8 protein-coding genes, 1 rRNA gene, 2 pseudogenes and 1 riboswitch are annotated in these 13,225 nt (G+C 55.9%); of the genes and pseudogenes, 2 read left to right on the forward strand and 9 right to left on the reverse strand.

Annotated features, from left to right (window positions below; all coding sequences use genetic code 11):
• Positions 1–36 precede the first annotated feature (36 nt).
• The 3 genes from AAHB66_RS22935 to btuB all read right to left on the reverse strand — a co-directional run bounded on the left by AAHB66_RS22935 (position 37) and on the right by btuB (position 4,590).
• Positions 37–1,579, reverse strand: a 16S ribosomal RNA gene (locus AAHB66_RS22935).
• Positions 1,580–1,961: 382 nt separating this feature from the next.
• Positions 1,962–2,813: a glutamate racemase gene (gene murI / locus AAHB66_RS22940; protein WP_347114694.1), complete on the reverse strand. Its 852-nt coding sequence runs from the start codon at positions 2,811–2,813 to the stop codon at positions 1,962–1,964.
• Positions 2,758–4,590 carry a TonB-dependent vitamin B12 receptor BtuB gene (gene btuB / locus AAHB66_RS22945; protein WP_347114695.1) on the reverse strand — a complete coding sequence of 611 codons (1,833 nt, stop codon included), beginning with the start codon at positions 4,588–4,590 and terminating at the stop codon, positions 2,758–2,760. Before btuB ends, murI begins: the two co-directional genes overlap by 56 nt.
• 87 nt (positions 4,591–4,677) lie before the next feature.
• Positions 4,678–4,856, reverse strand: a riboswitch (cobalamin riboswitch).
• A 147-nt stretch (positions 4,857–5,003) separates the two neighbouring features.
• Here btuB and trmA point away from each other — a divergent pair.
• Positions 5,004–6,062, forward strand: a complete 1,059-nt coding sequence (gene trmA, locus AAHB66_RS22950) for a tRNA (uridine(54)-C5)-methyltransferase TrmA (RefSeq protein WP_347116550.1) — start codon at positions 5,004–5,006, stop codon at positions 6,060–6,062.
• Positions 6,063–6,107: 45 nt separating this feature from the next.
• Here trmA and AAHB66_RS22955 read toward each other — a convergent pair whose 3' ends face one another.
• Positions 6,108–6,467: a YijD family membrane protein gene (locus AAHB66_RS22955; RefSeq protein ID WP_032615232.1), complete on the reverse strand. Its 360-nt coding sequence runs from the start codon at positions 6,465–6,467 to the stop codon at positions 6,108–6,110.
• Positions 6,468–6,477: 10 nt separating this feature from the next.
• A pseudogene (fabR, locus tag AAHB66_RS22960) lies at positions 6,478–7,117 on the reverse strand (HTH-type transcriptional repressor FabR).
• Between the two features lie 196 nt (positions 7,118–7,313).
• On the opposite strand from fabR, the gene sthA reads away from it, so the two are divergent.
• Positions 7,314–8,714: a Si-specific NAD(P)(+) transhydrogenase gene (gene sthA, locus AAHB66_RS22965; RefSeq protein ID WP_142487548.1), complete on the forward strand. Its 1,401-nt coding sequence runs from the start codon at positions 7,314–7,316 to the stop codon at positions 8,712–8,714.
• Here the strand turns inward: sthA and oxyR are convergent.
• The 4 genes and pseudogenes from oxyR to argC form a co-directional block, all read right to left on the reverse strand.
• A pseudogene (gene oxyR / locus AAHB66_RS22970) lies at positions 8,697–9,615 on the reverse strand (DNA-binding transcriptional regulator OxyR). The gene sthA and the pseudogene oxyR sit on opposite strands and share 18 nt — an antisense overlap.
• Positions 9,616–9,938: 323 nt before the next feature.
• Complete coding sequence (gene argH / locus AAHB66_RS22975; RefSeq protein WP_347114696.1) at positions 9,939–11,312, reverse strand: argininosuccinate lyase; 1,374 nt, start codon at positions 11,310–11,312, stop codon at positions 9,939–9,941.
• Positions 11,313–11,413: 101 nt separating this feature from the next.
• Positions 11,414–12,190 carry an acetylglutamate kinase gene (argB, locus tag AAHB66_RS22980; RefSeq protein WP_347114697.1) on the reverse strand — a complete coding sequence of 259 codons (777 nt, stop codon included), beginning with the start codon at positions 12,188–12,190 and terminating at the stop codon, positions 11,414–11,416.
• A 6-nt stretch (positions 12,191–12,196) separates the two neighbouring features.
• Positions 12,197–13,201: an N-acetyl-gamma-glutamyl-phosphate reductase gene (gene argC, locus AAHB66_RS22985; RefSeq protein WP_347114698.1), complete on the reverse strand. Its 1,005-nt coding sequence runs from the start codon at positions 13,199–13,201 to the stop codon at positions 12,197–12,199.
• Between the last annotated feature and the right edge of the window lie 24 nt (positions 13,202–13,225).

The raw sequence follows: 13,225 nt of genomic DNA on the forward strand, positions 1-13,225 counted from the left end.
ATCTGTGTGAGCACTGCAAAGGCAGGTTCTTTAAGGTAAGGAGGTGATCCAACCGCAGGTTCCCCTACGGTTACCTTGTTACGACTTCACCCCAGTCATGAATCACAAAGTGGTAAGCGCCCTCCCGAAGGTTAAGCTACCTACTTCTTTTGCAACCCACTCCCATGGTGTGACGGGCGGTGTGTACAAGGCCCGGGAACGTATTCACCGTAGCATTCTGATCTACGATTACTAGCGATTCCGACTTCATGGAGTCGAGTTGCAGACTCCAATCCGGACTACGACGCACTTTATGAGGTCCGCTTGCTCTCGCGAGGTCGCTTCTCTTTGTATGCGCCATTGTAGCACGTGTGTAGCCCTACTCGTAAGGGCCATGATGACTTGACGTCATCCCCACCTTCCTCCAGTTTATCACTGGCAGTCTCCTTTGAGTTCCCGGCCTAACCGCTGGCAACAAAGGATAAGGGTTGCGCTCGTTGCGGGACTTAACCCAACATTTCACAACACGAGCTGACGACAGCCATGCAGCACCTGTCTCAGAGTTCCCGAAGGCACCAAAGCATCTCTGCTAAGTTCTCTGGATGTCAAGAGTAGGTAAGGTTCTTCGCGTTGCATCGAATTAAACCACATGCTCCACCGCTTGTGCGGGCCCCCGTCAATTCATTTGAGTTTTAACCTTGCGGCCGTACTCCCCAGGCGGTCGACTTAACGCGTTAGCTCCGGAAGCCACTCCTCAAGGGAACAACCTCCAAGTCGACATCGTTTACGGCGTGGACTACCAGGGTATCTAATCCTGTTTGCTCCCCACGCTTTCGCACCTGAGCGTCAGTCTTTGTCCAGGGGGCCGCCTTCGCCACCGGTATTCCTCCAGATCTCTACGCATTTCACCGCTACACCTGGAATTCTACCCCCCCTCTACAAGACTCTAGCCTGCCAGTTTCGAATGCAGTTCCCAGGTTGAGCCCGGGGATTTCACATCCGACTTGACAGACCGCCTGCGTGCGCTTTACGCCCAGTAATTCCGATTAACGCTTGCACCCTCCGTATTACCGCGGCTGCTGGCACGGAGTTAGCCGGTGCTTCTTCTGCGGGTAACGTCAATCGACAAGGTTATTAACCTTATCGCCTTCCTCCCCGCTGAAAGTACTTTACAACCCGAAGGCCTTCTTCATACACGCGGCATGGCTGCATCAGGCTTGCGCCCATTGTGCAATATTCCCCACTGCTGCCTCCCGTAGGAGTCTGGACCGTGTCTCAGTTCCAGTGTGGCTGGTCATCCTCTCAGACCAGCTAGGGATCGTCGCCTAGGTGAGCCGTTACCCCACCTACTAGCTAATCCCATCTGGGCACATCTGATGGCAAGAGGCCCGAAGGTCCCCCTCTTTGGTCTTGCGACGTTATGCGGTATTAGCTACCGTTTCCAGTAGTTATCCCCCTCCATCAGGCAGTTTCCCAGACATTACTCACCCGTCCGCCACTCGTCACCCGAAGAGCAAGCTCTTCTGTGCTACCGTTCGACTTGCATGTGTTAGGCCTGCCGCCAGCGTTCAATCTGAGCCATGATCAAACTCTTCAATTTAAGTTTGATGCTCGTGAATTAAACTTCGTAATGAATTACGTATGTTCACTCAGAGACTTTGGTATTCATTTATTGTCCGAAGACATTAAGAATCCATGTCACTTTGAGTGCCCACACAGATTGTCTGATAAATTGTTAAAGAGCAGTGCAACGCGGCTTTCGCTCACCGTTGCGAGGTCCCGTATAATACGTTTTCCTCATTCAGAGTCAAGCAATTATTTTCGCTTTTCTCCGTCGGCGTTCATCTCTGAAGCCTGCTGTCACGGCGGTTTGTAATCCGTTGTTCCGTGTCAGTGGAGGCGCATTATAGGGAGTTCTCCGGCAGTGACAAGAGCTAATTTAAAAAAATCTTTCAACCGTCTTTTTTTTGCTCAAAAACGTGCTACAGCGCTAGTTTTTCGAGCGTTTCAAAGCCGTAACGCTGCAAAACGGGTAAAAGTTGCTCAGTTTCAGCGGTCAATGCCATGCAATAAGCGATATTCGCCTCGGCAGATTTCGCATCTGGCGCTTCATGTTCAAGCAGCCAGGCGGTGCGACGGGCAATAGCTGCCCCCGAATCTACCAGGCGGGTGCCTTCCGGCAGTACGGCAAGCAGCTCTTCCTGCAATAAAGGGAAATGCGTGCAGCCCAGCACCACCGTGTCTGGCGGTTCCGCCATACGCAGCCAGGGACGCAAAATACGACGCAGCTCTTCCAGCGACACCGGCTGACCGTGCAGTTTCGCTTCGGCCATCTCCACCAGCTCGGCAGAACCTAACATCGCGATCTGACATTCATTGGCAAAGCGCTCGATCAGTTCGCGGGTATAAGGACGCTTAACCGTACCGCGGGTTGCCAGCAGTCCCACCACGCCATTCGCCGTCAGGCGCGCCGCAGGTTTAATCGCCGGCACTACGCCGACAACCGGGAACGGGAATTTTTCGCGTAGGGCGGGAAGGGAAACCGTGCTCGCCGTATTACAGGCAATTACCGCCAGTGCAAGAGGATAATGCTGTTGCACGGCGGTAACGATCTCAACGACGCGTTCGACAATAAACTCTTCGCTCTTTTCCCCATACGGAAAAGCCACGTTATCGAATGCATAGATGTAATGAAGATCCGGCAGGAGATGCCGAATCTCATCATAGACTGAAAGCCCACCGACACCGGAGTCAAACACCAGTACGGTGGGACGTGGGTCAGAAGGTGTAGCTGCCAGACAAGGTGTATTCCCGTCCTGCAGTTTCGTAGCCATAAACTGTCTCGTAGTCTTTATCGAACAGGTTGGCGATTTTACCACGAACTGTAAGGTGAGAGGTGACAGGATATGAAACTGCGAGATCCCACAGACTGACCCCACCCATTTTCACTCGCTCTGAGGTGAACGTATTAGGATCATACGCCACGTCATAACGGGTGCCCAGGTAGCGGTAGGCCAGATTCCAGTCGAGATCCCACACCTGCGTATCCAGCTGGTACTTCACCTGCTGCTTCGAACGACGGGCAAGCACCTCGTTGGTTTTGGCATTGCGCGGATCGACGTAGTCGTAAGAAATCTGGTGCCCTACCGGGCCAGTATCGAACTGCGCCGTCGCTTCGATACCTTTAATGCGCGCTTTATCCACGTTGTAGTAGCGGAACGTGCGCGGGTCGCTGCTGATCAGGTTATCGATATCGTTGCGATAACCCGATACGCGCCAGGTCACCGGGCCGGTCAGCCCTTCGAAGCCGCCTTCCCACTGCTTGCTCTCTTCCGGCTTCAGGTCCGGGTTGCCATAGCTCGCGCTGTGGATCTGGCTCATTGTCGGCGCTTTATAGGCCGTGCCGTAGGAACCGATGATCCGGTAACCGTCGATAAACTCCCATCCGGCGCTGGTCTGCCAGGTGTTATGGTTACCAAAGTTAGAGTTGTCGTCATTACGCGCTGCGGCTTCCAGGGTAACGCTATCGAACTGCTGCATGGCAGACAGGAATACGCCGGTGTTGCGCTGGTCGTAGCCTTTATCCAGATACCCCGTTCCCGCCTGGGTTTTTTGCTTCTGCCAGTCCAGACCGGCACCGATATTACCGTGACCCACCGTGACGGTGTTCATCCACTGGGCGGTGTACTGCTTGACGTCATCCATGGTGGCCGAAGAAGCATAACGGCCTTTGCTCGGATCAAAGTTCTGGTCTTTGCTGCGACCGTAACCGGCCACCAGCTGTGTCTGGTAGATCCCCTGGTTATAGCGCAGGCCGGTGTCCCAGTTCTGGCTGTATAGCTGACGGGTATCCGGCAGGCCATCGACCATAAAGCTGTCGTCATAATGCTCATAGCCGTCATACGCGGTGCGGTTGTCATAGCCGAGGCCACGCACGAAGCCGCTCAGGTTGTCGGTGATCTGCTGCTCAACCGCGCCAAACAGCGACTTACTCATAAAGCCGTCGCGATCGGGCTGGCGTGGCGCATCTGCCGCATCGATATCAAAACCACGGGTGTAGGTATAGTTACCGCCCAGGGTGATTTTGGTTTTATCCAGCACCTGCTGGAAGGCCCCATCGTAGGATTGATAGCCTTTCGAGCCGACGCTGGCGGTAATTTCCGCCCCTGGCTTGTCGCGACCCGTAATGATGTTAATCACGCCGCCAATCGCATCCGAACCATATAGGGCCGAGCGCGGACCACGAATGTATTCGACACGCTGGATAAGAGAAACGGGAATTTGGCTGAGATCGGGGGAGTTACTGATCCCGGCGTTATTCAGTGGAATGCCGTCGATCAGCACCAGCACATGACGGGATTCCGTCCCGCGAATAAAGGTAGAGGAGTTGGCACCCATGCCGCCGCTTTGGGCGATATCTACGCCCGGTAAGCGTGACATGACTTCAACGACGCTTTTTGCCTGCCAGCGTTCAATATCTTCCCGGGTAACAACGGAGCTGGGGGCCAGAACGGTATTGGCAGGTTGTGCAACACGGTTTGCCGTTACGACCAACGCGTCCGCGCTATCCTGCGCCCAGCCCGAAAATGCCGTGACGGAAAGCGCCGTCAACAGCGATACTTTTTTTAATCATTGTAAAAGCATCCACAATATAAGAAGGATGCCGCAGGCCTCACCCATAGCACGCGATGATGAAACCAAATGCGACGTGATCCCGGCAGGTCTTCGGGCTAGGTGGCGTGTTGTGGATGAAGACTTCCCGCTCAGCAGCAGTGTCTACAGCTCTCATCCCGCCAGTCTTTACCGCTGCGCGTCAGCTCCAGATTTGCACTGGATTCCCTTTTCACTCAAAAGAGACCGGAAACATAATGCTACATTTAGACACGTATAGATGTCCAGACTGCCGTTAACCATTAAGGCTGGACATCCCCTGCACAATCCCTACAATCCCCGCGTAATTCATCATCAATCAGGAAGCATCATGACCCCCCGAACACCTCCCGACAGAACAGTACGACGCGCAACTGGCAGAGAAAGTCGTCCGTCTGCAAAGTATGATGACGCCTTTTGCTGCGCCTGCGCCTGAGGTGTTCCGCTCCCCGGTCAGCCACTACCGTATGCGTGCCGAATTCCGTATCTGGCACGACGGCGACGACCTGTACCACATCATTTTCGATCAGCAGACCAAAAGCCGGATCCGCGTGGACAGCTTCCCGGCGGCCAGCGAGCTGATTAACCAGTTGATGACCCTGATGATGGATGGCGTGCGCGATAATCCGCTGCTGCGCCATAAGCTGTTCCAGATTGACTACCTGACCACCCAAAGCAATCAGGCCATCGTCTCCCTGCTGTACCATAAAGCGCTGAATGACGAGTGGCGCCAGGCGGCAGAAGCCCTGCGCGATGCGCTGCGCGCGCAGAACATCAACGTGCATCTGATTGGCCGCGCAACAAAAACAAAAATCGCGCTGGACCAGGATTTCATCGACGAGCGCCTGCCGGTGGCGGGCAAAGAGATGATTTATCGCCAGGTTGAGAACAGCTTTACCCAGCCGAACGCGGCGATGAACGTGCAGATGCTGGAGTGGGCGCTGCATGCTACTGAGGGTTCAACCGGCGATCTGCTGGAGCTCTACTGCGGCAACGGCAACTTCTCGCTGGCGCTGGCGCGTAACTTCGAGCGCGTACTGGCCACCGAAATCGCCAAGCCGTCGGTTGCCGCAGCACAATACAACATCGCGGCGAACCACATTGATAATGTGCAGATCATTCGCATGTCGGCGGAAGAGTTTACTCAGGCGATGAATGGCGTGCGGGAATTTAACCGCCTGCAGGGGATTGATCTGAAGAGCTACCAGTGTGAAACGATTTTCGTCGATCCACCGCGCAGCGGGCTGGACAGCGAAACCGAGAAGATGGTGCAGGCGTACCCGCGTATTCTGTATATCTCCTGCAACCCGGAAACCTTATGCAAGAACCTGGAAACATTAAGCCAGACGCACAAGGTTGAACGTCTGGCGTTGTTCGATCAGTTCCCGTATACGCACCATATGGAGTGCGGCGTGTTACTGACGGCCCGGTAAATCGTATTGCCGGGTGGCGCTGCGCTTACCCGGCCTACAAAACCGTTACTCTGGCAGCTGCTGCTTACGGTTACGCATTTTAAAGCCGATCCAGAAGACCAGCGCTACCGACAGCACCGCAGGCAGGAAGTTAGAGCCAATGTCCGGGTACTCTGCGCGCACCACGGTGCTATACAGCAGGACGCCCAGCACAAAGAACGCCGCCGACAATGCCGGTAACCCCACCGGCATGGTGCGATTCTGATAACGCTGATGCAGACAGTACACCGTCAGCACCAGAGAGATCATCGGGAAAACCGAAAACGGTACAATGGAGCTAAAAATCGCTGCAAAGGTCCCGTTAATGGATAAGCCAGCGATCAATGCCAGCAACAATGTTCCTTTATCCTGTCCTGTCTGTTTCATTACTCACCTTTCACTCATCGGATTGATGCGCCAGTTTTTCTTGTTCACGGCGATACCAGTAATACGCTCCTTTAGAGATCATCCGCAGTTGCAATACCAGTCGCTCTTCGAGTTGCTTGCGTTGTTCAACGCTCACATCCAGTGCTTCGGCGCCCGCACTGAAGACTATTGTCACCATCGCCTCGGCCTGCGCTTCAGTGAAGGCGCGCGGCATATGGTTTTCGAGTTCAAGATAGTCGGCAAGTTCCGCAATAAAATGCTGAATCTCACGCGCCACGGCGGCACGAAACGCGGCCGAGGTACCGGAGCGTTCCCGCAACAGTAAACGAAACGCGTTAGGATTGTTGCCGATAAACTCCATAAAGGTGGAAACGGAGGTGCGGATCACGCTGCCCCCCTTTGGCGATACGCTGACGCGCCTGGCGCATCAGCTGGCGGAGCATCAGCCCGCTCTCATCCACCATGGTCAGACCCAGTTCATCTACGTCACGGAAATGACGGTAGAAAGAGGTAGGCGCAATCCCGGCTTCGCGTGCGACTTCGCGCAGGCTCAGACTGGCAAAACTTCGCTCGGCACTCAGCTGACTGAATGCGGCTTCTACCAGCGAACGCCGGGTTTTCTCTTTTTGTTGTGCTCTTACGCCCATCACGATAGTTGAATCCTTCCAAAGGCCCGCTGGCACTATACCAGAGAATAAAATTAATCTGTTTACCTGGCTTACAGAATGAAGGTTTCCCTGTTGTTTGTGCTCCACCACGCGAAAAGAGCACAACGATAATTGGGTTATCCCGGCAATGATGTTACTATTCTGTTGCTTTTATGTATAAGAACAGGTAAGCCTTACCATGTCACATTCCTACGATTACGACGCAATAGTTATTGGTTCCGGCCCCGGCGGCGAAGGCGCTGCTATGGGACTGGTTAAGCAAGGAGCCAGAGTAGCGGTCATTGAGCGCTACCATAACGTTGGCGGCGGCTGTACCCACTGGGGCACCATCCCTTCGAAAGCCCTCCGCCACGCCGTCAGCCGCATTATTGAATTCAACCAGAACCCTCTTTACAGCGATCACTCCCGCCTTCTCCGCTCATCTTTTGCCGATATCCTGAATCATGCGGATACCGTGATTAATCAGCAGACGCGGATGCGCCAGGGTTTTTATGAGCGCAACCACTGCGAAATTCTGCAGGGCAGCGCACATTTCGTTGATGAGCATACGCTGGCGCTGGAGTGTCATGACGGTTCCGTCGAGACCATCACCGCCGAGAAATTTGTGATCGCCTGCGGCTCGCGCCCGTACCGTCCGGCCGATGTGGATTTCTCCCATCCGCGCGTCTACGACAGCGACTCCATCCTGAGCCTGCACCACGAGCCGCGCCACGTGCTGATCTACGGCGCCGGGGTGATCGGCTGTGAATATGCCTCCATCTTCCGCGGCATGAACGTCAAAGTTGATCTGATCAATACCCGCGACCGTCTGCTGGCGTTCCTCGATCAGGAGATGTCCGATTCGCTCTCCTATCATTTCTGGAACAGCGGCGTGGTGATTCGTCACAACGAAGAGTACGAGAAGATCGAACCCTGCGATGATGGCGTGATCATGCACCTGAAGTCCGGCAAAAAGCTGAAAGCCGACTGCCTGCTGTATGCCAACGGCCGTACCGGTAATACCGATTCGCTGGCGCTGGAAAACATCGGCCTGACCACCGACAGTCGTGGGCAGCTCAAGGTCAACAGCATGTACCAGACCGCCCTGCCGCATATCTATGCCGTGGGTGACGTGATTGGTTATCCAAGCCTGGCGTCAGCGGCGTATGACCAGGGGCGCATTGCGGCTCAGGCGCTGGTGAAAGGTGAAGCGACGGCGCATCTGATTGAAGATATCCCGACCGGCATTTACACCATTCCGGAAATTAGCTCCGTCGGTAAAACCGAACAGCAGCTGACGGCCATGAAGGTGCCTTACGAGGTGGGTCGTGCCCAGTTTAAACATCTGGCGCGGGCGCAAATCGTCGGGATGAGCGTGGGTACGCTGAAGATCCTGTTCCATCGCGAGACGAAAGAGATCCTCGGCATTCACTGCTTCGGTGAGCGTGCGGCGGAAATCATTCACATCGGCCAGGCGATCATGGAGCAAAAAGGTGGCGGTAACACCATCGAATACTTTGTTAATACCACCTTTAACTATCCGACCATGGCAGAAGCTTATCGGGTAGCGGCGCTGAACGGCTTAAACCGCCTGTTTTAACGCACTGTCGAAACGGCCATCCATCGAACTGCGGATGGCCTCTGCCAGCTGCTCATAGCGGCTGCGCAGCGGCGACCCCGGACGGTAGACCAGACCAATGGTACGGCGCGGCTCCGGCTTGATGCACGGCAGATAGACCACCCCGTCGCGGCGACGCTCCGGCGGGACCGACAGCGCAGGCAGCAGCGTAATACCGCTTCCTGCCGCCACCATGTTGCGCAGCGTTTCCAGGCTGGTTGCGCGGAAGTGGGTATCTTCATCGGCACCCGCTTCAAAACAGAAGCCCATCGCCTGATCGCGCAGGCAGTGACCATCTTCCAGCATCAGCAGCTTTTCACCGGCCAGATCGGCCATCGGCACGCGATCGCGGTTCGCCCACGGGTGATCCTCATAGATCGCCAGCATCATCGGCTCGTCAAACAACGGCACTTCGATAAAGGCTTCACTCTCTTTGACCAGCGCCAGAATGGCACAGTCGAGCTTGCCGCTATCTAACTGCGCCAGCAGCTGATGGGTTTGCGCTTCGTGCAGGTACATTTCGAGTTTCGGGAAGGTCTGATGCAGCATCGGAATAATTTGCGGCAGCAGGTACGGGCCAACGGTTGGGATCAGGCCGATGTGCAGCGGGCCGGACATGGTCTCCCCCCTGCTGGCTTGCCATTTCCTTGAGCACTTTGACCTCGCGCAGCACGGTGCGCGCCTGATCCACCAGCAGAAGACCTGCCTGGGTGAACAGCACTTTACGACTGGTGCGCTCCAGCAGCATCACGCCCAGTTCGTCTTCCAGCTTGCGGATCTGACCGCTAAGCGTAGGTTGACTGACGTGGCAGGAGTCTGCCGCGCGGCGAAAATGGCGGTGTTCAGCTAATGCGACCAGGTATTCAAGATCACGAATATTCATTATTCATCCTCCGTCGCCACGATAGTTCATGGCGATAGATAGCATAGCAACGAACGATTATCCCTATCAAGCGTTCTGTTGAATAATGCATCACAGAGACGAGGCGGCACCGATTACCCTTGAAGTCCTGTCCCGTCTTACGAGTTTCTCTCAAAACTCGAACAACTAAAGCCAACGTGAACTTTTGCGGACCCCGTGGTCCGCCTTTTTTTTGCGTAAAAAAAGCCGGATAAACGCAAAATGGCAACCGAAGTTGCCATTTTTAGTGTTTGCTCCCTCTCCCGGTGGAAGAGGGCCGGGGTGAGGGCAACAGCCCGCACGAATCACACCAGACGGTTTTTCGCATCCGCAATCGCCTGCGCCACCTGCTTCGGCGACACGCCGCCTTTCGCCGCACGCTTGTCCAGACAGGACTGCAGCGCCAGGATCGGATAGACATCATCACCAATCACGCTGCTGAATTTCTGCAGGTCGGTCAGCGGCAGATCTTCCAGCGGTTTCCCCTGACGAATAGCTTCCACGACCGCTTCACCGACAATATGGTGTGCTTCACGGAACGGCACGCCTTTGGCAACCAGATAATCCGCCAGCTCGGTGGAGTTAGCATAGCCCTGCTGGGCTGCTTCCTGGCAACGCGGGCGTTTCACCTGAATGCCATCCAGCACCAGCGCCGCCATATGCAGACAGTCCAGCCAGGTGTCGAGCGCGTCGAACAGCCCCTCTTTGTCTTCCTGCATATCTTTGTTGTAGGCCAGCGGCAGCCCTTTCAGGGTCATCATCATCCCGGTCAGCGCGCCCTGTACACGGCCACACTTGCCGCGGATCAGCTCCAGCGCATCGGGGTTTTTCTTCTGCGGCATCAGGGAGGAGCCGGAGGTCACCCGGTCAGACAGCTCGACAAACCCGGCTTCGCCAGAGTTGAAGAAGATCAGGTCTTCGGCAAAGCGCGACAGGTGCACCATGCCGATAGAGGCATTGGAGAGCAGCTCAAGCACGTGGTCACGGTCGGAGACGCTGTCCAGGCTGTTACGGGTGGCAGAGGCAAAGCCCAGCCAGCCGGCCAGCTGCTCACGGTCGATTTCATAAGCGGTACCGGCCAGCGCGCCGCTGCCCAGCGGGCTGACGTCCAGACGCTTCAGGGTATCCTGCAGACGGCTCTCATCACGCGCCAGCATCTCAACGTAGGCCAGCGACCAGTGCGCAAAAGTGACAGGCTGCGCGCGCTGCAGGTGGGTATAACCCGGCATCACCGCATCCTGATTGTTCTGTGCGGTTTCCACCAGCGCGTTCTGCAGCTGACGATTCGCCGCCAGCAGCTCCACCACGGTATCTTTACACCACAGCTTCAGGTCGGTTGCGACCTGATCGTTACGGCTCCGGCCGGTGTGCAGCTTTTTACCTAACTGGCCGACTTTGTCGATCAGTTTGCCTTCCACCCAGCTGTGAATATCTTCAGCGTCGCTCTCGAGGATCTGCTGCGGGTTCAGACGCACCTCTTCCAGCAGGTTGTTCAGCGCCTCTTCCAGCTGCAGCTGTTCGTCAGTGGTCAGCACGCCCACGGTGACCAGCGCTTTGGACCAGGCCACAGAGCCGACGATATCCTGTTCGGCCAGGCGGTAGTCGAAGCGCAAAGAGTCGTTGAACTGTTTGAACCGTTGATCCGCTGCCTGTGTAAAACGCCCACCCCAAAGTGCCATAACATGCTTCCTTTATTCGTTAGTTCCGCCGGGCGGCGCTACGCTAACCCGGCCTACGGTCTTGTAGGCCCGGCAAGCAGAGCGCCGCCGGGCAGTAAATCTTAAGCCAGAATACGCGTACCAATCGGCGTGCCGTTAAACAGCGCCGGGAGTTGCTCCGCGTGACGCCATGAGGCGATATCCACCGGACGACCGAGCGTGCGGGCGGCATCCAGCGCCGCATTCACTTTCACAATCATGCCGTCGGTAATAATGCCCTGTTCGATCAGCTGTTCGGCTTTCTCAGCCGTCATTTCCGCAATGCGCTGGCCTTTGCCGTCCAGAATGCCGCTCACGTCAGAGAGCAGGATCAGGTCTGCGCCCAGCGTCGCCGCCAGAGCGGTTGCCGCCTGATCGGCGTTGACGTTCATCAGCGCACCCTCTTCGGTCACGCCGATAGAGCTGACAACCGGCAGGAAACCGCCTTCCAGCAGCGTATTAATCAGTTTTGGCGAACCCGGCTGCGCCAGCCCCACGTGGCCAAGCTCTTCGTCGAGCTGGGTCACTTTCACGCTGTCGCCATCGCCCAGATAGAGGCCCACGGAGGCGATATGGTGTTTCTTCGCCCAGGACAACAGGGTTTTGTTGGCCGTGCCCGCCAGCGCGCCGGTAATAATGTCGATCTGGTCAGCAGGCGTGACGCGCAGGCCGTTCTTCTTTTTCACCGGAAGATTCAGGCCTTTCATTAACTCATCGACCACACAGCCGCCGCCGTGAACAATCACCAGCGGGCGTTGATGGGATTCGCGATAGTTGACCAGCGCGGTAAACAGACGCTCCAGCGCCTCTTCGCTGTCCAGCAGTACACCACCAAGCTTGATAATTAATGGGTTCATCATCACACCTTAAATAAGAGACTGCGTTTCAGCATAGCCAAAACGAATATTTGCGCACTGAACTGCCTGGGCGGCAGCCCCTTTCAATAAGTTATCTTCTGCGGCCACCACAATCAGATGCTCGCCCTGCACGGCAAAGCCGATATCGCAGAACGGCAGGCCGACCACGTTTTTCAGCGCCGGCACGCCTTTATCGTACAGACGCACCAGCGGTTTATCCGCATAGGCCGTCGTGAAGACCGCATTCACCTGGTCTTTCGTCACGCCCGGCTTCAGGCGGCAGGTGATGGTTTCGAGGATCCCGCGCGGGAAGCTGCCCAGATGGGGCGTAAAGATGACATCCGCCCCCAGATGGGTGGTGATTTCCGGGTGATGGCGGTGATTGAACACGCCATACGGCTGCAGGCTCACTTCACAGAAACTGTTGGAGATGGCCGCTTTGCGCCCTGCCCCGCTCACGCCGCTGGTGGCGTTGATCACCGGCCACTGGTTGAGATCCAGCAGGTCCGCGTCGATCAGCGGCTTCAGGGAGAGCTGCGCCGCCGTCGGGTAGCAACCCGGCACCGCAATGAGGTTGGCTTCTTTCAGCGCATCTGCGCTCCACTCCGCCAGACCGTACACCGCTTTTTCAAGCAGATCCGGGTGCTGATGAGTAAAGCCATAGTATTTTTCATAGAACGCGGCGTCGTTCACCCGGAACGCACCGGAGAGATCGAACACCACGCAGCCGGCGGCCAGGAACTGCGGCGCCAGGTCGTGGCTGACTTCGTGAGCGGTGGCTAAAAACACCACGTCCACGCCGTCGGTAAACTCGCTGATATCCGACATTGGCTGCAACGGCAGATCGACAATCCCTTTAAGTTGCGGATGTAAATCGGAAATTAACTTTCCTGCATCATTGCTTTGCGCTGAGACAGTCAAAGCGGTTATGGTCATATGAGGATGGCGATTCACGTAGCTTACAAGCTCTGCGCCCGCATAACCGCTAGCGCCTACAATCAGCGTATTCAACATCGGGTTCCTTTATGCTCAACGTTA

Origin of the sequence: Leclercia sp. S52 (assembly GCF_039727615.1) — a bacterium.
GTDB classification, from domain to species: Bacteria; Pseudomonadota; Gammaproteobacteria; order Enterobacterales; family Enterobacteriaceae; genus Enterobacter; species Enterobacter adecarboxylatus_B.